The 20,223-nt window shown below is 33.6% G+C and carries 16 protein-coding genes, 1 pseudogene and 1 other annotated feature; of the genes and pseudogenes, 1 reads left to right on the top strand and 16 read right to left on the bottom strand.

What is annotated here, in order from left to right; translation table 11 throughout:
* Nucleotide 1: 1 nt before the first annotated feature.
* The 11 genes and pseudogenes from BN358_RS17380 to BN358_RS17425 form a co-directional block, all read right to left on the bottom strand.
* Complete coding sequence (locus BN358_RS17380) at nucleotides 2-904, bottom strand: ABC transporter permease (protein ID WP_019229808.1); 903 nt, start codon at nucleotides 902-904, stop codon at nucleotides 2-4.
* Between the two features lie 8 nt (nucleotides 905-912).
* Complete coding sequence (locus BN358_RS17385) at nucleotides 913-1,860, bottom strand: ABC transporter permease (protein ID WP_019229809.1); 948 nt, start codon at nucleotides 1,858-1,860, stop codon at nucleotides 913-915.
* 179 nt (nucleotides 1,861-2,039) lie between these two features.
* The gene (locus BN358_RS17390; protein ID WP_019229810.1) at nucleotides 2,040-2,852 is read right to left on the bottom strand and encodes a Nif3-like dinuclear metal center hexameric protein; all 813 of its coding nucleotides are present in this window, start codon (nucleotides 2,850-2,852) and stop codon (nucleotides 2,040-2,042) included.
* 72 nt (nucleotides 2,853-2,924) lie between these two features.
* Nucleotides 2,925-3,824 carry a MurR/RpiR family transcriptional regulator gene (locus BN358_RS17395; protein ID WP_019229811.1) on the bottom strand — a complete coding sequence of 300 codons (900 nt, stop codon included), beginning with the start codon at nucleotides 3,822-3,824 and terminating at the stop codon, nucleotides 2,925-2,927.
* A gap of 745 nt (nucleotides 3,825-4,569) precedes the next feature.
* A complete protein-coding gene (locus BN358_RS17400) occupies nucleotides 4,570-5,070 on the bottom strand; it encodes a GNAT family N-acetyltransferase (protein WP_019229812.1) in 501 nt (166 codons plus the stop codon).
* 310 nt (nucleotides 5,071-5,380) lie between these two features.
* Nucleotides 5,381-6,019, bottom strand: a pseudogene (locus BN358_RS17405) (lactate utilization protein).
* Nucleotides 6,020-6,133: 114 nt separating this feature from the next.
* A complete protein-coding gene (trpS, locus tag BN358_RS17410; protein WP_019229815.1) occupies nucleotides 6,134-7,123 on the bottom strand; it encodes a tryptophan--tRNA ligase in 990 nt (329 codons plus the stop codon).
* A 77-nt stretch (nucleotides 7,124-7,200) separates the two neighbouring features.
* Nucleotides 7,201-7,424, bottom strand: a binding site (T-box leader).
* A 102-nt stretch (nucleotides 7,425-7,526) separates the two neighbouring features.
* Nucleotides 7,527-8,873 (bottom strand): MATE family efflux transporter, encoded by a 1,347-nt coding sequence (locus BN358_RS17415; RefSeq protein WP_019229816.1) that lies wholly within the window; start codon nucleotides 8,871-8,873, stop codon nucleotides 7,527-7,529.
* 116 nt (nucleotides 8,874-8,989) lie between these two features.
* The gene (locus tag BN358_RS28410; RefSeq protein ID WP_019229817.1) at nucleotides 8,990-9,118 is read right to left on the bottom strand and encodes a hypothetical protein; all 129 of its coding nucleotides are present in this window, start codon (nucleotides 9,116-9,118) and stop codon (nucleotides 8,990-8,992) included.
* Between the two features lie 23 nt (nucleotides 9,119-9,141).
* Nucleotides 9,142-10,323: a M20 aminoacylase family protein gene (locus BN358_RS17420; RefSeq protein WP_019229818.1), complete on the bottom strand. Its 1,182-nt coding sequence runs from the start codon at nucleotides 10,321-10,323 to the stop codon at nucleotides 9,142-9,144.
* Between the two features lie 141 nt (nucleotides 10,324-10,464).
* Complete coding sequence (locus BN358_RS17425) at nucleotides 10,465-11,697, bottom strand: Zn-dependent hydrolase (protein WP_019229819.1); 1,233 nt, start codon at nucleotides 11,695-11,697, stop codon at nucleotides 10,465-10,467.
* Between the two features lie 122 nt (nucleotides 11,698-11,819).
* On the opposite strand from BN358_RS17425, the gene BN358_RS17430 reads away from it, so the two are divergent.
* Nucleotides 11,820-12,734 carry an AraC family transcriptional regulator gene (locus BN358_RS17430; RefSeq protein ID WP_019229820.1) on the top strand — a complete coding sequence of 305 codons (915 nt, stop codon included), beginning with the start codon at nucleotides 11,820-11,822 and terminating at the stop codon, nucleotides 12,732-12,734.
* 174 nt (nucleotides 12,735-12,908) lie between these two features.
* On the opposite strand, the gene BN358_RS17435 is transcribed toward BN358_RS17430, so the two are convergent.
* Genes BN358_RS17435 through BN358_RS17455 form a run of 5 tightly spaced genes read right to left on the bottom strand, consistent with a single transcriptional unit; the run spans nucleotide 12,909 to nucleotide 20,077 of the window.
* Complete coding sequence (locus BN358_RS17435) at nucleotides 12,909-13,970, bottom strand: Xaa-Pro peptidase family protein (RefSeq protein ID WP_019229821.1); 1,062 nt, start codon at nucleotides 13,968-13,970, stop codon at nucleotides 12,909-12,911.
* 31 nt (nucleotides 13,971-14,001) lie between these two features.
* The gene (locus BN358_RS17440; protein ID WP_019229822.1) at nucleotides 14,002-15,600 is read right to left on the bottom strand and encodes a xylulokinase; all 1,599 of its coding nucleotides are present in this window, start codon (nucleotides 15,598-15,600) and stop codon (nucleotides 14,002-14,004) included.
* A gap of 11 nt (nucleotides 15,601-15,611) precedes the next feature.
* Nucleotides 15,612-16,304, bottom strand: coding sequence for an L-ribulose-5-phosphate 4-epimerase (locus tag BN358_RS17445; RefSeq protein ID WP_019229823.1), 693 nt, complete (start codon nucleotides 16,302-16,304; stop codon nucleotides 15,612-15,614).
* 8 nt (nucleotides 16,305-16,312) lie between these two features.
* Nucleotides 16,313-17,791: an L-arabinose isomerase gene (gene araA, locus BN358_RS17450; RefSeq protein ID WP_019229824.1), complete on the bottom strand. Its 1,479-nt coding sequence runs from the start codon at nucleotides 17,789-17,791 to the stop codon at nucleotides 16,313-16,315.
* Between the two features lie 18 nt (nucleotides 17,792-17,809).
* The gene (locus BN358_RS17455) at nucleotides 17,810-20,077 is read right to left on the bottom strand and encodes a beta-L-arabinofuranosidase domain-containing protein (RefSeq protein WP_019229825.1); all 2,268 of its coding nucleotides are present in this window, start codon (nucleotides 20,075-20,077) and stop codon (nucleotides 17,810-17,812) included.
* Between the last annotated feature and the right edge of the window lie 146 nt (nucleotides 20,078-20,223).

Here is a 20,223-nt window from a genome sequence, read left to right on the forward strand (position 1 = left end):
ATTAATTTTTTAGTCTTGGATCTAGTGCATCCCTAAGCCCATCACCAACAAGATTTAGTGCAAGTATAGTAAACATGATGCCTAACCCGGGAATTGCCGTAACATGCCAAGCATCTCTTATATAAGTTCTTGCATTTGATAACATCGCGCCCCACTCTGGTGTTGGAGGCTGAATTCCCAACCCTAAGAATGATAGCCCTGCTATTGATAGAATTGCGCTAGCAATTCCAAGAGTAAACTGTACAATTAACGGAGACAGTGAATTTGGAATAATATACTTAAGAATAATTCTAAAATCACTACACCCAATTGCTCTTGCTGCCTCAATAAATTCTTGGTCTTTAACAGTAAGAACTGATGCACGTACTGTACGTGCAAATCTTGGAATCAATGATACTGCGATTGCTATTAGAACATTAATTAAGCTTGTTCCAAGCGAAGCAACTATAGCTATTGCTAAAAGCATGGAAGGAATAGCTAAAAGAATATCCATTAACCTCATTATTACATTATCTGTCACTTTTCCATAAAAACCTGAGACAGCTCCCAAAACTCCTCCGACAATACAAGATAACACAATTGCTATTGTCCCCATAAATAAGGAATAACGTGTACCCCAAAGCATTCTCATCAATACGTCTCGACCAAATTCATCCAATCCGAAAATATGCCCAGGGCTGGGTCCCTCTAATCTTCTGCGTAAATCTTGTTTAATTATATGTTGATTATAAAAAGATTGCCCTGTTGCTATATCTATAACTATAGTGGCAAACGCTATTATGACAAGTATAATCATAAAGTATAATCCAATCATAGCCATTTTGTTTTTTTTGAATCTTCTCCAGGTATCCTCCCATAAAGAACGTTGCTCACTTACTTTATTTGCATTTTTAACTTTTTCCATGTGATTACCTACTTTCTCTTATACTGTGACTTTATACGTGGATCAACAAATGCATAGACTATATCTACAATTAAATTTACAACTGTAAACATTATTGCAAGGAAAATAACCGATCCTAATACCAGCGGAATATCCTTAGATTTTATTGAGTCTATCATAAGTCGTCCAACTCCAGGCCAGGAAAAAACAGTTTCTGTAAGCATTGAACCTCCTAAAAGCGTTCCAAACTGTAACCCTACTGCAGTTATAATAGGTATCATAGCATTTTTTAGCATATGGTGATTTGTTATAATCTTTTCAGATAACCCTTTTGCTCTTGCAGTACTAATATAATCTTGACGAGTTACGTCCAACATAGATGACCTAGTCATTCTTGCAATTACAGCCGCAGACATAGCTCCCAAACTAAATGAAGGTAATATTAAACTTTTGATAAGCGGTATAAACCCTACGCCCATGCCTTGTGAAGGTAAAATTTTTAAATTTAATGAGAAAAATATTACTAACATTAATCCTAACCAAAAGACCGGCATAGAAACACCTATTAAAGCAATAATCATTGAAATGTTATCCATCATTGAGTATTGCTTTAACGCAGAGGTTATCCCTGTTGGTATCCCAATTAATAATGCTATAAGTGTACTTATTACAGCTAAAATAAAGGTATTAGGGAATCTTTGTATTACTTGATCCCAAACATCTAAATTGTTTCTGTAAGATGTACCTAAATCTCCATGTACTAAATTCACCATATAATTGCCATATCGAACAAATATCGGGTCGTTTAATCCCAACTCTTCACGTTTCATTTCCAATGCTTCCGCAGTTGCTTGGTCACCTAAAATTATTGCTGCCGGATCTCCCGGTGAAAGATTCAAAATAAAAAATACAATGAATGTTACGCCAATAATTACAGGTATCAACATCAATACGCGTCTAAATACATACTTATACATGTCTCACACTCCGTTAAAAATACTTTCTATTTTTTTATTTTGTATTCTAATTATTTACTTATATCTAATCCTTTTATTATGAACCTTAGTATTATCATGTTTGTACTATCATTGCTGACTCCTTCCCATAAAATAAAAGGATGTGCATAATATATAACAACATGCGATGATTCACCTTTCTATATATCACTCATATTAGGCTTTTCTTCTATGAATTCGCATGGTAGCCCAAGTTTTATAAAACAATTCGAAATGGATATTAAGGCAAATTTTTCTGTTGAATAGTGCGTGCCTCCAATAATATTAATTTCGTTACATTCAGCGAGCTCGTGTATTTTGGGAACCCAAAAGACTTCCTTGTTCGTCACGCCTGTTACAAATGTGTTAATGCCTTGTTTTTTTAGAAATTCATATATGTCTTGTTTTGCGCAGCCAGCCATAACCGCAATACGTTTGTTTTTAATTTCCTTGTCGCCGTAAGCATATAATTTTACATCATGTCCCAAGATTTTTTCCAAGCTTGTGCACAAGTCAGCTACATTCCCATAACCTCCATAGCAAAGTTCCCCCATATATACACCGTTTTGAAGATAAAATGTATCATATGGTTTTAATCCCAATGTTATGGATAGGGTATAGCTTGGAGAAAATATGCTGTGCCTGTCTAAAGGGATATGGTAAGAAAAAAGATTAATACGATTTTCCTTCATTCTATGTATTAAATGGTCTGGTATATCCGGATACGCCAAGTTCTCATTTGTTTTAGGTGGAACAGGATGATGTGTAAAAATCATAATATCCTTTTCATTCCTTGACAAAACTTCATTTATTACTTTCTCAGAAGCAAATGTTGAGGTATAAATTTTTTTTACTAAATCAGTATTGTGATGCTGTATGCCAATCCTTGGAAAAATATCCGTGCATTCCTGCGGTCGAAAAATTCGTTCTAATGATTTATATAAATCCCTTGCATTCTCTCCTGAAAAGTTCATTTGATCTATCCCCGTAATTTTTTATTTTTAAAATGGCAATATTTCCAACCACAATTCTTTAGAGCATAAACATCAGCTCATATAATCTTTATAATTTACTGTTTCTTCTGAAACTTGTTTATTTTCATTAATAAATTGACTTACCAACAACTCTTCTTTAACAATTTTGTCCAACTGCTCTCCAAGCTGTATTGCAATAAACGATGTAAGAAGTTCTATAAATTTCATTGGCATGGAAAGTGAATTGTAAAAAAATGGGGTTTCAGTCTTACATAGGAAATTGTATCCATCTTCTGTGATAGCGGGTGAATTCATACTATCAGTAATAGTTATAATTTTTGCACCTTTCATCTTAGCAAACTTTATTACTTCTATGGTCGGTATATGATAAGGTGGAAAGGAAAATAAAATAATGAAATCATTACTATCAACCCTCGCAAGAGCAGTCCTAACAGCATCATTATCCTCTAATTTTATTGATGAAGCTTTCAATCTTAAGTAGATTAACTTATTGGATAAATAATCAGCCAAGGCTTTTGACGCATTATGGCCAAAAATAGTTATATCATTCGCATTTAGCAGCTCATTTGCACATTCAAAAATCTTGTCAACCTCTACGCCTTTTATCATATCTTCAACGTTTTTTCGTTCAAGAAAACAAATCATTTTGAATAAGCTTTTCATTTTTTGTTTTGAATCAGACGAATGTCGAGCCATATATTCAATATCTTTAAAATTTAAATTGTTTTTTTCATAGCCTCGTAAAGCTTCTTTTAATCCAATAAAATTTTTAAACCCCAAATTTTCACATAATCGCAAAATTGAAACTTCCGATGCATTAGCACGCCTTGATAGTTCCTTTAAAGATAAAAAAACAACATCTTCATAATTGCTTATGATATATTCATATATTTCCTGTTGTTTTTTTGTAAGTTTATTATACTTTTTATTAAAAAAACTTATATTAGCCATACATACCTCTTTATAATGTTTGCTTTATTGTACTATGAGATATTGCCATTGTCAACAGAAAAAACGTTGTCAATTCAATATAGTTTAAAGTGTTTACTTTACTTGTCGCTATTTTGTTAACATTTCCATTTAAATAAGTTATATATAAAAGCAAAATTTTATTCATAACATTTCAATATCTGCATTATAATTTTATTAAAAATAACAAAAACCCTGAATCGACAATAAATATTTGCTGTTTCAAGGTCTTGCCTTTTTATAATTATAATTTATTGTGATAATACCTACTTTTAGAAATTGCTACCATAAATCTTTGAGAACAAGTTCAACATACTTTACCATGACTTCAACTACGATCTTTATAATTACTATCTTCCCTTGTTTATTCTTCCTTGGAAATGATTATAAAAATTTATAGAGATATTTACTGTACAGACAAACATGTTTTTGGATTGAATGTTTCCAAATCCTATTTAGACTGTAAAAACTTTTACTTTGAAATTGACAGAGAGGATCATTTTAGAAGAAGGGGATCTAGTAAAAAATCAAGAAATATCCTATTGTCGGCCTTGGATTATTGCTGGATCGCAATCAAATCCCTATCGGAATGAAAAAATTGAAAAAGAATCTGTAGAACAGCTTGAGAATTTTGTATATAATATACGTTCTAATTTTTAAAAAATTCAATTGTTTAAATTTATTTAATCATTTCGAGGCGAATAAAAGTCCGACAAACTGAAGTTTGTTAGAATGATTTATCAAATGCTAACTTTCCACTCCCCTGAAAAATAATGACTCCGCAATTTTCATAACCATTCTTTTTCAAAATATGCTGCATACGCTCATTAGGGAAATCTGTATCTATTCTAATATTTCTAATACTATTTTGAATGCACATCTCTTCTATCAGCTTAAACGTTATTCCCGCCAGCCCCATTCCTCTAAAATTCTTATTAAATGCCATTCGATGAACAACTGCATACGGTTCTTCTGTTCTCCACTTTCCTTTAATATCCTCATACGCTGGTTCGCCATCAAAGTCTATGCACATATACCCAGCAATTACGCCGTCAACTTTTACGACATATCCCTTTTTATTTTTTATATCATTGTAGATTATATCCTTATTAGGATAATCATCTGTCCACTGAACAAAGCCTTGCTCTTTCTGAAAATCTCTTCCTGCATTAATAATTTGATTGCATATTTCCAAATCTTCTAGCTGCGCAAATTCAAGTGTATTCATGTCTTCTCTCCTATATAAATTTCGATTTTTCTTCGATTATATCATACTTAAAATTAAAGAAAAAAACAATAATCTATTATAATTTGAAAACAAAAACTAAAAAAGACACCAACATATTGCAGTCAGTGCCCCTTTTCAATTGGTTAAATACATATTGCTTACTTATTAGCGCTCATTTGTTTCTTTCTTTATATTTAATAAATCCCCAAAATATATTTTAAACAGCTCTCCGACGCCAAAACATGCTATTCAAGTTCTTTCTCCTACTTCCCATCAAAAAACGAAACCCTAATTTTTCAGTATCGTAAGTCTAATACCCTAAACTTTCTCCAACTATTATTACTTTAATTCGTCCTTTAAACACTGATCCACTTGTAATTACAAGCTGATTACAGCTACCTTCCGCTACTTTAGAAAGATCATCAAAATTTGAGTAGTCCTTCTTAAATGCCAAACATATCATTTGTGCAGCATAGTTTTTGACTCGAAGTATAGCTGCCTCTAAATTAGGCTCCACCTTATTGATTCCTGCTATTACTATGACATTTTTCGGTCCAAAAATAAGTGGGGCTACCCTGTTGCCAATGCCGTCTGCATTTACCATTTCACCAGTAGCTGATATGGCATTAGAACTCATTAAAAAGTAGTCAGCACTTTATGCTTGGTGGGCAATTTTCTCCATAGCACTAGCACCTTGTGCTTGTGCGTCTTTAGGATCTAAAAAATTGTATCCTTCGTTTTTTAATGCAGCCCGCAAACCAATTTCATCAAGTGTAACAGAACTTCCGCAGGAAACTAGACTGTCCTTAGGAATCATCTCAAAAACTTTTTTAAGAGCTTCTTCTTTAGACGCGCAATAAAGTCCTTCCATATTTCTTTTTTTAAACTCCTCAATAAGCTTCTGTGCTAATAAAGCGTTATAGCATTCTTTTGCATTAGTAGTATTCATAATATATTCCTCCCATATCCTTTTAAACCATTTTAGCAGAAGGACAAAAAAATGAATAGTCTTTATCTTCCTTCAAAAGTCTGTTATAATTAAAGTAGGGAGAAAGTCATACTGTTATATATGGATACTCATAGCCTTTTTAACCATTTCAACAGTTTCATTTCCAATCATGTTTGCTTTCTGGCTGCCAGTAAGTATAATATCCCGGACTTCTTTAGTATTTTCTTCATAATAAGCTCTTCTTTCTCTAAATGGTTCAAGGAGTAGATTTATCTTTTTTGATAAATCATTTTTACAAGCAACACAACCAATACTGGCGTTTTTACACATTTCACAAATATTATCATATTCTTCATGATTGAATGCCTTATGATATTTACTTATTGTACATATATCTGGATTACCCTTATCTTTTACGCTTATCCTATTTTTATCGGTAACTGCTGATTTTATCTTTTTATTTACATCTTCAACAGAATCTGATAAATATATTGCATTACCAAGGCTTTTACCCATCTTAGAATTTCCATCCAGACCGATGAGTCGAGGCGTATCACTGATTAAAGCTTGTGGTTCTTTGATTATAACTCTGCCATTACCATATAAATCATTAAACCTTCTCACGATTTTTCTTCCTAGTTCTATGTGAGGAATCTGGTCTTCCCCAACTGGAACCAGATCAGCATTGCAGAAAGTAATGTCTGCTGTTTGACTGACAGGATATCCTAAAAAACCATAGCTTAAGTCATCGTACCCATATTGCCTAGCCTCAGTCTTTATAGTCGGATTATGACGCAACGAATTTACAGAAACAAGCATTGAATAGAACACTGTTAATTCTGCAATTGCACTAATTTTAGATTGCAAGAAAATTGTTACCTTATTTGGGTCTAATCCCACTGATAAATTGTCGATTGCTACATCGTAGATACCTTTGTTAATTAACTCCGGTTGTTCAAAATGCGTTGTTAACGCCTGTATATCTGCTAAAATAATGAAGGTATCATATTCATCTTGTAATTTCACTCTGTTTTGAAGACTTCCTACATAATGTCCCAAGTGTAACTTTCCGGTTGTTCTGTCACCTGTTAAAATTCTTTTCATATTCAAATCCTCCTACAATTTTTTAGAATGACATATCATTCATAAATTATTTTAATAAAACAAAAAAACTTCTATCCCAAAGGGACAGAAGTCTATTATCTGTTTTGCCACCCAAATAGCAAGTTTCACATACCATCATATGCTTCCATCATAACGGTTAGGATTTCCGTCAACGCCTACTCGCACACTTTCGGGTTGCCCTCATGAGTCCATTCAACATAAATTTAATGCTATATTCCCACCTGCAATAGCTCTCTGGAATTAATTTAATATGTTTACTACTCTCATTCAACGGTTTATATTTTATTACATAATATGTCTCTAAAAAATATTTGTCAAGTCAAAAAAATTCTTTTTTCTCCTTATTGAATGTTAAAAAAAGAGTATTTTGTGTTTATAAAAATCAAACTTTTAATTTTGCAAGTACAAATCTAAACCAAATAAATAATATTATTCCTTTTAGTATTGAGGAAATACTGATGCTCCACCAGACACCGGATAATCCTAGTACCGTAGAACTCAGTATAAGTGCAAATGGAATTCTTAATACATTTAACACTACACCGTTAACGGTTGGCTGTAATGTTTTACCCAGACCATTAAAAGCTCCTATCGTTCCAATTTCAACACACATGAAAAATTGCGACAATCCTAAAATTCTTAAATATATAACACCTTCATTTATGGCAATGGGATCATTAGGTACAAATATTGCAAACAAGAATTTAGCAGCAAATATCAGCAGCAAAGATGTAAAAATACCGATACTGCCTAAAATTTGTATACCCTGCTTATAGCCTTCTTTAATTCGTTCAAGCTTTTTAGCACCGTAGTTTTGTCCAACAAATGCTGATATTGATGATGAGAATCCTTCGGATGTCATCCAGGAAATAGATTCTATTTGAGAACCTATACTTTGTACAGCTACAGCCACAGGACCAAATTGCGCAATTATTTTGGTAAGAATCATGTTAATTACAGCATGTAATCCTGTTTGCAAAAATGGAGGAAAACCAAGCTTCATAATACTTTTTACAATTTGCATATCTGGTTTTGAAAGTAATGATACGTGAGAATAAATATTATTAAAAGCTTTACCCAAAATTACAAATAATATTGTAACAACAAATTGGGACATTATAGTTGCTAAAGCTGCTCCCTTTATGCCCAATTGAGGTAAGGGTCCAACACCAAATATTAACAGCGGGTCAAGTATAATGTTGGCAACTAGGCCTATAGTATTTATTTTAAATGGAGTAATGCTGTTTCCGGTGCTGTTAAGTGCAGCTGAAAAAATCGGATTTAGAAAATGAAAAATTATTCCCATGGATATTATAGTCAAATATTCTATTGCCATTTGAATTACGTCAGAATCTTGTAAATTGAAAAAACCTATAATATTATGCCTAAATGAAAATAGAAACAAAGAATACAATAAAGCTATGAATATATCCAACTGAAATCCATTGGCAATATATTTTTTAGCACTTTCAGAATCATTGCGTCCAATATATTGAGCTACATTAACGCCTACTCCCACCTGTGTAATCATTACTAAGGATGATCCAAACCATAAGAAAAAGCCGGCTGTTCCTGCTGCAGCAACTGCTCCTGTGCTCAATCTCCCAAGCCACATAATATCAGTTAAATTGTATGCCATATGTATAAATGATGTGCCCATGATTGGCAAAGCAAGTTTAACTAATGTACTGCGTATTTTACCTTCTTTTAAATCCAAATTTTTACTCATATGCTATATCCGTTCTAATTATATTCACTTATCAAGTCTAACTGAAAGCATACATATTTACAAGTTAAATAATTATAATTTTTAATTAAACAAATCTATTCAAAAAGGCTCTGATTTTACCTGATAGTAGAATGAAATTTTCTTGCAGCACTTACTTCTTCTTCACTTAAAAAGACTGGTCTTTCTGTTGCTGTTCTATTGATGATAACAACACTTATTCCATGTACTTCATTTATTTTTTCCATCTTCTTGCCTCCGAATAAAAGCTTTAGATTTCGTCTAATTGCTGTTGTGGCAGACGTATCCTTATTAGCTCTGCAAAAAATTCCGCTCCAGTCAATAATACATCATCGTTATAATCGTACTGGGAATTGTGAAGCGGAATATTTTTAGAAACTTCTGTGCTTTTTCCACTTCCGAGGAATAAGAAACATCCAGGTACATATTTTAAGAAATTGCCAAAGTCTTCTGATGCCATCCAAGGCTCGCAATTTATATTGACATTATCTTCTCCTACAACATTTATAGCAACTTTTGCAACCACATCCACGCATTTTTTCCAATTAATTGTAGGTGCAAACTCATGAGTATACTCAAATTCACATTCTGCACCATTCATCTGACAAATCCCTTCGCTGATGCTTCTCATTCTTGTTTCAATCAGTTCTTGAACTTCGTTTGAAAAGCTTCTTGTATCTCCTAAAATCTCAACATTTGAAGGTATGGCATTATGAACGCCATCAGTATGAAGCTCAGTACATGATATAACTGCCTGATTTAAAGGATTAACATTACGAGATACTATGGTCTGCAACGATACTATTATCTGAGCAGCTGTTACAAGCGGGTCTATTCCCACATGAGGACTCGAAGCATGGGAGCCCTTACCTTTTATTTTAATAACAAAATTATCTTCGCTTGCCAGTATTCCCAGCGGACGCGTGTGAATTGTGCCTTCGGGAAGAAATGGCATATTGTGAAGGCCGTATATTTCATCTACCGGGAATTTTTCAAAAAAACCATCATCAATCATTGCTTGTGCACCTTTTCCAGGTTCTTCAGCAGGTTGGAATATCAATCTTACTGTTCCGTTGAAATTTTTTCTTTCTGAAAGCAATTTTGCTGCTCCCAGCAATGTAGCAGTATGTCCATCATGACCGCATGCGTGCATTTTACCACAGTTCTTGGAGGCATATGGTATTTCGCTTTTTTCTGTCATGTTGATTGCATCCATATCAGCTCTAAGTCCTATAACGCCTGTACCATCTCCAACTTTTAAGCTTGCAACAACACCTGTCTTTCCGATTCCTGTTTCAACTTCATAACCCATTTCTATTAATTTTTCTGCAACAAACTTTGCTGTATTTTCCTCTTGAAAAGCTGATTCTGGATTTTGGTGTAAATAGTGTCTCCATTCAACCAATTGATTTATTAATTCTAAATTATTCACAACAGTCCTCCTTTATTATTTTACTTAATTCCATTTCACAAATCAACTTTTGTAATATCTGAATCATAGTTTCATATAGATTTTATCGTTTTTTATAAATTACTATACATGCAGATTAAAACCTATGACTGTCTCTTTAATTTATTTGAATTCCGCCAGCTTCACAATTACATCCATCAATACATTTGCTCCTGCTACTAAATCATGTCCTTGTGTGAACTCCTTAGGATTATGACTGATACCGTTCACACTTGGAACAAAAATCATAGCAGTAGGGCATATGCGTGCCATCATCTGGGCATCCTGACCAGCTCCGGAAGTCATTCGTCTGCACTGCAGATTGTGCTGTCTTGCTGCATCTTCAACCAGCTTTACTATATTTTCATCGAAAATAACAGGCTCAAAACGTACTAGTCTTTCTGTAGAAATATTAACATTTTTGCTGATTTCAAGCTCCTTCAGATAGTCTGCAAGTGCAGCTTCTTCTTTCTTTAATATTTCCTCATTTGGATTGCGCAAATCTACTGTAAATGTTGCTTTAGAAGGTATAACATTAATAGCATTTGGTTCAAATTCAATGCATCCAACTGTTGCAACAGAATTTGAGCTGCTTGCCCTGTCGCATACAAAACTTATAACCTTGGCTGCTGCATGCCCTGCATCTTTACGCATAGCCATAGGCGTTGTTCCAGCGTGATTTGCAACTCCTTCGATTGTAATGCACTGCCAGGAAATTCCTTGAAGATTTTCAACTGCTCCAATAGGCATTTTCATACTGTCAAGTATTGGTCCTTGCTCTATGTGAAGTTCTATAAATGAATGAGGTTTTAAAAATCCAGGTTCTTCCGGACCATAATATCCAATCCTCTTTAACTCTTCACCAAGCACTGTACCATCAGTTCCAACAGATGCAAGTGCTTCATCTGCTGATAGATCTCCTGCATATACCAAGGAACCCATCATGTCAGGTGCATAGCGCACACCTTCTTCATTTGTGAAGGCTCCTACTGCAATTGGTCTGGAGGGAACAACCCCATTACTACGTAAAGTATTAATCACTTCAATTCCGGCAATAACACCATAACAACCATCGTAAATGCCTGCATTTATAACAGTGTCAATATGCGACCCAGTCATGACAGGAGCTCGCCCTTCGTTTTCATGGTTGCTCCAAATACCAAAGATGTTTCCTATGCGATCAATTTTAACTTCTAAACCAGCTTCTTTCATCCAAGCCACCACTGCATCACGTCCTGCTTTATCCGCATCAGAGACTGCTAACCTTGTCAGCTTGTCTGCCTCACGACCGGTTTGGCCAAGCTCCTTAAGACGGCTTAGAAAACGCTCTTCATTTATTGATAGTTTTATGCTCACTTAAGTATCTCCTTCTTTATTTATAATCTGCAATATAATTATATTGACAAAATACTTTGTAGTATACAATAATATGACTATAAAATATCGCTATTTTGATTTTGATTTTATGAGGTGATAATTTGCAAGTATATGATATTCACATTGATCAAAAAATGAAGGAAACAACTCAACATGGCAGTCTAGATTTTCCTTTTGCTATTTATGAAACACAGCTTAATAAAAATGTTTTGGGATTTGTAAACTGGCATTGGCATAATGAACTGCAATTTTGCTATGTTGTTTCGGGCAGTATTATGCTTTACGCCAATAATGAAGAAATTATACTAAAGCCCGGACAAGGTTTTTTTATAAACAAGGATGTCCTTCATATGATTAAGCCATATAAAATTCCGGATAGCAAATATGTATGTATTAACATGCACCCAACGCTGTTATATGGCTCACCAGGAAATGTTATTGAACAAAGGCTAATAAGACCATTTGTTCAAAATTCAACATTTACTCACTGTATTTTTTCACCTGAAATAGCTTCAGAAAACCAAATTCTGTTGCAATTTTCAAAAATGAATAGCCTATATACAGAAGGCGAGTATGGTCATGAATTAGATATCCTAATAAGTTTGCTTACCGTATGGAAAGAAATAATAATGATTCAGAATCAAAAGCTCCCTATTGACAGGTCTATATCTGAAATGGATGAAACCCGCATAAAAGCATTGCTTTTGTTGATTCATAACCGATATAAAGATAAACTTAAACTAAAAGATTTTTCTGATGAGGTTCATCTTTGCAGCAGTGAATGCTGTCGGTTATTCAAACGTCATATGGGATGTACCATATTTGAATATGTGATAGATTATAGAATAGAAAAAAGTATAGATTCTTTGGTTTTTTCTGATTTAGCAATCAGTCGAATCGCTTATGACTGCGGTTTTGGCAGTACCAGCTACTATATTGAAAAATTCAGAAATAAAACAGGCATGACTCCTTTGGAATATAAAAAGAGCCTATGTTCAAAAAAAAGAAATAATTAATTTAGTTTATCATAGTTGCTTATTCAAGACATATTTCACGTTATTATCCCACTTTCTAAATATATATCTGTGAACCTTACCTTACAACTGCAAGCTTATAAATATTACATCGGCTATCTTAACGCATCATAAAAGAACCCATTATAAGGGTTCTTTTTAAGTTTCTGCTAGTTATTATAGTTCTATCAGTTCTCTTGTTGAGCTTGTCAAACTTTCATTGCCATCTTTAGTTATTAAAATTTGATCTTCTATTCTGACTCCACCCCAATTAGGAATATAAATACCGGGCTCAATAGTAATAACGTTGTTTTCATTTAATACATCGCTTGATCTTGGACTCATAAATGGAATTTCGTGTACAAACAATCCTATGCCGTGACCTATTCCGCTATAGTGGTATGGAAAATATTTTGTATCTTTAATGGCTTGAATTGAAGCATTATATACATCTGTTGCCAAAGCTCCTGGCTTCATTGTCTTAGTAGCATCCTCTAACATTTTCTTTTCTAATGCATAAACCTCTCTTTGTTCAGAAGTGGCCTTTCCTACCAGGACTGTTCTTGTCATATCTGAAAGATAACCGTTAAAACCGCACCCATAATCCATCAGAACAAAGTCTCCATATTCTATTACTTTATTTGACGGAATTCCATGAAGCAAAGAAGTTCTTTTTCCAGAAATTAAAATATTTCCATAAGGTTTTGTATCTGCACCTTCCATAACCATATAATGTGACAGTCTGGAAGCCAATTCTTTTTCTGTTATTCCAACCTTAATATCCTTAATTATTCGTTCAAACGCTCTATCAGCAATTTGGCATGCGGCTCTTAAATTGCGTAATTCTTCAGGAGTTTTAACAGCCCTTATTTTTTCGATTGCACCTATAACTGAAATTGGCTTCGAGCTCGATGTAGAAAGCTCACTATACATATTATAGGTTACAGTATCACCTTCAAATGCAAAATTACTTAAATTTAAGCTTTCTACTATAGATTTGACTGTTCCAGCAATAGTATTTCCTTTTTCTCTCCAATTAATTATTTGATAATCTGGGCATTCAAGTTGTGCTTGCTCTGTATATCTTGGATCAGTAATAAAATAATATTTATTTTCAGTTATAAACAAATATGCATCGTCACTTGTATATTTGCTAATATAACGTACATTCTCTGGCTTTGAGATAAAGAATCCATCTAAATTTTGTTCTCTCATATAACTAATGAGTTTTTCTAACATGGTTTTCTCCTTTTAAACAAACATAAACTTGTTATATTAATTTAACTGCAAAATTTTCTACTTGCAATGTTTTTTTATATCTTTCTAAAAATATATTAAAACCTTCTGTTTCCTCTTGATTTGGATAACATACTATTGAATTTGTGTCTGCAAAGATTTCCTTATTTAAATATTCTTCAAGAGATTGATTTTGTTCTTTGTGTGACAAATATTCTGCTAAAATTGCTATACCCCAAGCTCCGCCTTCACTTGCTGAGTTAGTAACTTCTACTGGAGTATTAAGTGAACTTGCCAGCATTTGCTGCGCAATTTTTTCTATTTTAAACAATCCCCCATGACCTAAAAGCTTATTAATTTTAATTTCTTGATCATTGAATAACAGATCCAATCCGATTTTAACAGTTGCAAAGCTAGAATAAATATGTGTTCTCATAAAGTTAGACAAATTAAATTCATCATCTGGTTTCCTAATAAACAATGGAATACCATCATTAATTTTAACTACAGGTTCACCAGAAAAATAATTGACTGATGTAAGTCCACCACAATCAAACTTTCCATTTAATGCTGACTGATACAAAAGTTTATAAACATCTGATACATTAAAGCTATTGTCTGCTTGTTTAGCAAATTCGTAAAATATCTTTACCCAAGCATCTATATCTGATGTACAAGTGTTGCAGTGCACCATAGCTACCGGGTGGCCAACAGGTGTGGTTACCATATCTATTTCACTGTAATATTTAGTCAGTTTTTTTTCTAAGACTATCATAGCAAAAATTGAAGTGCCAGCAGAAATATTTCCGGTTTTAGGTGTTATACTGTTTGTTGCAACCATACCGGTGCCTGCATCACCTTCTGGGGGACATACCAGGATTCCTTCCTGAAGCATTCCTGTAGGGTCAATGAGCAATGCGCCTTCTTTTGTTAACCTGCCACCTGATTGGCCTGCTAATAACACTTTTGGCAATATGTTTTTAAGTGAAACATTGAACCCCTCATCTTCAGCTAATTCATTAAATTGTTCTACCATTTTATCATTATAATCAAGTGTAGTTTCATCTATAGGAAATATACCTGAAGCATCACCTATGCCTATAACCTTTTCACCAGTAACCTTCCAATGAACATATCCTGCTAATGTGGTAAGAAAATCGATATTAGCAATATGATTTTCCTTGTTTAAAATACTCTGGTATAAATGAGCTATACTCCACCTTTGCGGAATATTAAATTTAAAGCATTGGCTTAATAACTGAGCAGACTGCTCAGTTATAGTATTACGCCATGTTCTAAATGGAACAAGCAAATCACCCTGTTTATCAAATACAAGATATCCATGCATCATAGCAGAAAATCCAATTGAAGAAATATTCTTAATTTCAATACCATATTCCTGTTTTACATATTTTGCTATATCTTCATAGCATCTTCTAAGCCCAATCCATACTTCTTCTAGGTCATATGTGAATATGCCATCTATTAATTTGTTTTCCCAGTTGTAGCTTGATTCTGCAATAACCTTTGCTCCAACAGCAGTAAGAACTGCCTTAATTCGTGTAGACCCAAATTCAATTCCTAAGCTTATATTTCCTGATGAAATAATTTCCTTTAGATTTTTATTAAGCATAGTCCCCCCATTTATTTTTGTCCATAATAAGAATTTTTGCCATGTTTTCTCAAGTAGTGCTTATCTAGAAGCTCTTGCTGCATGTTTTCAAGATTACTTTTATTTATAAGACTATGCCATGCCATAAATGCAACTTCTTCAAGAACAACCGCATTATGAACCGCGTTATTAGCATCTTTTCCCCACGAAAATGGTCCGTGACTATGTACAAGGACAGAAGGAATATCATTATAAGATAGCTCTTTAAACGTCTCAACTATAACTTTTCCTGTATTTTCTTCATAATTTGAATCTATTTCAAAATTTGTCATTAATCTTGTTACAGGTATATTTCCATAAAAATAATCGGCATGTGTAGTTCCAAGGGCAGGTATTTCTTCACCTATTTGAGAAAAAATGGTTGCCCATTGGCTATGTGTGTGAACAATACCACCCACATTATCAAAATTTCTATATATTTCAAGATGAGTCTTTGTATCAGAAGAAGGTTTTAAATTGCCTTCTACCACCTTTCCTGTTTCTAAATCAACTATTACTATGTCATTTGGAGTTAAATCTTCATATTCAATACCACTTGGCTTTATTCCAATTATCGAATTTTCTCTATCTATTTCCGAAACATTGCCCCATGTAAACTTTACAAGATTGTATTTAGGCAATAGCATATTTGCTTCATATACTCTGTTTTTTAACTGCGTATACATACTGACACCTATCTTTGCAGCTTCCATGCCAAATCATTTATGAAGAGCTGGTTGTTAAGACTTGAAATAGTAGTGTCCTTGGAAATATGAACAAACTCAATTCCCAAAATTTCAGCAAGATCTGCCATATGTTCCGCATTTAAATCATAACTTAGCACTGTATGATGTGCTCCGCCTGCTATAATCCATGCTTCTGCCCCTGTAAGTAAATCAGGAGTAGCTTTCCACATAAGTCTTGCAACAGGAAGATTTGGCATTTCATAAATTGGCTTAACACATTCGATATCATGACATATAAGTCGGAATCGTCCACCCATATCAACTAATGTTACAACAATTGCATTACCCATCTTGCCTTCAAATACTAATCTTGCGGGAGGGTTTTTGCCACCTATGCCTAATGGATGAACTTCAATCTTTGGTTTGTCTGCTGCAAATGAAGGGCAAACTTCAAGCATATGAGATCCTAAAGACAATTCATTCCCCTTAGTTAAATCATAAGTATAGTCCTCCATGAAGCCTGTACCACCCTTAAGGTCCTTTGCCATTGCTTTCATAACAGCAGTTAAAGCACTTATCTTCCAGTCACCTTCTCCTCCATAGCCATACCCTTCGCTCAGCAGTCTTTGAGTAGCTAGGCCTGGTAGTTGATCCATTCCATATAAATCTTCAAATGTATTACTAAAAGCTGTGCAATTTTCCCTTTCTAGCAACTGTTTAATTGCAATTTCACATTTTGCCTGATATTTTACTGCTTCAATATTATCGGTGTTTAATACATACTTTTCTTTGTACTCTTTCAATAATTCATCTACTTGTTGTTGAGTTACATTATTTATATATTCTACAAGTTCTCCTACAGGCCATGTATTAACCTGCCAGCCAAACTTAATCTGTGCCTCTACTTTGTCCCCCTCAGTAACTGCAACCTGACGCATATTATCACCAAATCTCATAACTTTAACCTGTTTACTAAAGCAGGCACCTACAGCACTTCTCATCCAGTTGCCCAAACGAAGCTGGACATCTTCATCTTCCCAGTAACCAGCAATAACCTTTCTTTTACTTCTTAGTCTGGCTGCAATGAAACCATGCTCTCTATCTCCATGAGCTGATTGATTAAGGTTCATAAAGTCCATATTTATTTCTGTATTTGGTATTTGACGATTATATTGTGTGGCAAAATGGCAATAAGGCTTTTGCAAATTTACCAGTCCATTTATCCACATTTTGCTAGGACTAAATGTATGCATCCATGTTACAATACCAGCACATTCTGGTGATGTATTTGCTTGTTTTACAATTTCAAATATTTCATCATTAGATTTTACAGTTCCTTTATATTCCAGTGCCCATGGCAAATTGCAAGATTGAGACATTTTTTGTGCCATTTCCTTGCCGCGTGAATCAACAGTATCAAGTACTTCTTGTCCATATAATGTCTGACTTCCTACTACAAACCAAAACTTATAATTGTTAATATTCATGTTGAACCTCCATAATAATTATTTTATTTTTACATAAACATGATATTTCTCTTTATCAATTCTATTTATTGGCTTAAATCTACAATCTTCCATTACAAAATTCAAATTTCCATCATGTATTAGTTTTTGACCTACTGTCTCATCATTTATATCAAACAAAATAAATTCTGATTGTTCTGATATTGCGGCTAAAACATAAGGACCCCAGCAAACACTGACGGTTTTTTCATCGTCTACACACTTTGATAAGTATCCATTACAGGTACACTGTAACTCAATCACTCCATTTTGTAATTCAAAAGAAAAATATCCATTGTTTACAATTGCTTCTATGTGTTTGCCATTTATTTTTACGTCTATATATTTTGCCCATAAGGGCTTTCTGATTTTTAGAATTTTACTGTTAATACTATTAACTTTAACGGTTATATTAAAATTAGTTGAATTAATTTCTGTTGACAGTTCAATATCTGCCTCACTTGATTGAAGCCTGCTTGGTATAAATAAATTAACATACAATGAATCTTTAGAGTTTGAGTATATATATTCTCCGTATTTAAAGTGGTTTTCTAAGCCAGTCCCATGACAGCAAGTATTCTCTGAAAAATTAAATTTCTTTTGAGCACCCGGATTTACACCCATAAAATATGTACTACCACCTGTAGGAGCAGAAATATCTCCACTAGATAGAATATGATTTGTAACCGTAGTCTCGTAGTATTCCATATATTTCGTTTCAGGATAATACTCATAAAGCATTCCTGTAAGTTTAAGCATATTGTAACTAGCACAGCTTTCAGCTGTTTTTTCTGATATAAATCTTGCTATCTGCTTTGCAGGCTTAAACATTTCGGTTTCGCCTGTACCACCAATAGAATATATGTGATTATTAGTTACAAAGCTCCAAAACGTATCTGCAATTTCAAATCTTTCTTTTTCTCCTGTTGCATCAAACTGTCTCAAACAGCCGATAATTTGTGGAATATGTTGATTTGCATGAAGATTTCCAAGTGCATCAATCTTCATTTTCATTGGCAAGTAAAGCTTAACATTGTCAAAATACTTACTTGCTGTTATATATCGTTCATCATTTGTAATCATATACAAATCAGCTAAAACTTCATTGATTCCTCCAAATTCACCTGCAATATACATCGACCACATTTTATCTCTTTGGGCTTTTGTAAGCTTACTTAACCTGTTATAAACCCACAAACCTATATCTTTTAAAATCCCAAGCGCTTTAGAGTTTTCCCCTTGAATATAGCAGTCTCTTAGTCCTGCCATAATCTTATGAAGCGTGTAGTAAGGTCCCCAAATTGTAGGATAAGTGGTATACTCCTCTAAGAGGTTAAATTGTTCTTCTCCATATCCGCTTAAAAATCCAAAAGCAAACTTATCTGGACACTTAGCCATTTCTTGTTGACATATATAAAGCTCATCGACCATATAATCAAGTTTAGCTTTAATTTTTTCATTTTCAGTAGCACCATAGCACAAAGAAAGAGCAGATAAATAATGACCTGCTGTATGACCTTTTAACTTGCATTCAGGTGCATCCCATCCTGTCATTGGACTTGCATCTTTTGTACTTAAACCTGCTGCACTTCTAAAATTATATAACATACTTTCATCATCAACATTTAGTAAACATTCCAGCACTCTTTGCTGTTGATAGTAAAAATCACTTTGAGGCAGCAAAATAACATCTTTTATATTACAAGCTTGCACTGGTTTTTTCATAATTAGTTTTGGAGTCATTACATTTTCGTTATTAGTAACAACTACTTTGGCCATAGCCGTAACATCATCCTTTACTAATCCTTTAACAACAAATTCTTCTTCCTTTTCAACCATGGATGGTTTAACATTTTCCCATTCAACAGAAATAACTACGTCTTCATTAATATTGTTTGAAGCAACAACAATAGAAGGTAAATCAGGCAATTTACCAACCGCTGTATAGACAGTAATTGGATAAACAAATTCAACTGTAAAAGGATATTCTTTTTCAAGTATATTTGCTATATATGTCCTTGTTTTTGTTAATTCCTGATTTCTTGCAGTTAATGTTAATGTAACTTGCCTATTACCGGCACCAAAATGCGGCCGCGATACCTTACCTTCTTTCGATAGTAAATATTCATGAGAAGATTGCCAGTTAAAAGCTGTTCCATTTTTTCCTTTTGACGGTAGATAAATGTCAGTCTCTACAGTAGACAAATTACCTAAGTAGATGCTTTCAATATCCAAATCAATCAGTTTTTCTATACTGTTTTCTAGCATGGTAATACCTCCTTATATTAAATAATACAAACTCCACTCGATAATAAATACATTTACTAATAATTATAAATGGATGTCATACAATCGTCAATACAAAATTAAGTACATTTTTTTATATATAAATACAAATTTAAATAATTTGTATC

This window comes from Sedimentibacter sp. B4, assembly GCF_000309315.1.
Taxonomy (GTDB): Bacteria; Bacillota; Clostridia; order Tissierellales; family Sedimentibacteraceae; genus Sedimentibacter; species Sedimentibacter saalensis.

What these genes read in the sequence shown, in the direction of transcription:
- BN358_RS17385 (WP_019229809.1), bottom strand. Translation starts at nt 1,860, where the DNA reads ATGTATAAGTATGTATTTAGACGCGTATTGATGTTGATACCTGTAATT.
- BN358_RS17395 (WP_019229811.1), bottom strand. Translation starts at nt 3,824, where the DNA reads ATGGCTAATATAAGTTTTTTTAATAAAAAGTATAATAAACTTACAAAA.
- BN358_RS17390 (WP_019229810.1), bottom strand. Translation starts at nt 2,852, where the DNA reads ATGAACTTTTCAGGAGAGAATGCAAGGGATTTATATAAATCATTAGAA.
- BN358_RS17455 (WP_019229825.1), bottom strand. Translation starts at nt 20,077, where the DNA reads ATGCTAGAAAACAGTATAGAAAAACTGATTGATTTGGATATTGAAAGC.
- araA (WP_019229824.1), bottom strand. Translation starts at nt 17,791, where the DNA reads ATGAATATTAACAATTATAAGTTTTGGTTTGTAGTAGGAAGTCAGACA.
- BN358_RS17400 (WP_019229812.1), bottom strand. Translation starts at nt 5,070, where the DNA reads ATGAATACACTTGAATTTGCGCAGCTAGAAGATTTGGAAATATGCAAT.
- BN358_RS17445 (WP_019229823.1), bottom strand. Translation starts at nt 16,304, where the DNA reads ATGTATACGCAGTTAAAAAACAGAGTATATGAAGCAAATATGCTATTG.
- BN358_RS17440 (WP_019229822.1), bottom strand. Translation starts at nt 15,600, where the DNA reads ATGCTTAATAAAAATCTAAAGGAAATTATTTCATCAGGAAATATAAGC.
- trpS (WP_019229815.1), bottom strand. Translation starts at nt 7,123, where the DNA reads ATGAAAAGAATTTTAACAGGTGACAGAACAACCGGAAAGTTACACTTG.
- BN358_RS28410 (WP_019229817.1), bottom strand. Translation starts at nt 9,118, where the DNA reads ATGGAAAAAATAAATGAAGTACATGGAATAAGTGTTGTTATCATCAAT.
- BN358_RS17415 (WP_019229816.1), bottom strand. Translation starts at nt 8,873, where the DNA reads ATGAGTAAAAATTTGGATTTAAAAGAAGGTAAAATACGCAGTACATTA.
- BN358_RS17380 (WP_019229808.1), bottom strand. Translation starts at nt 904, where the DNA reads ATGGAAAAAGTTAAAAATGCAAATAAAGTAAGTGAGCAACGTTCTTTA.
- BN358_RS17435 (WP_019229821.1), bottom strand. Translation starts at nt 13,970, where the DNA reads ATGTTAGAAAAACTCATTAGTTATATGAGAGAACAAAATTTAGATGGA.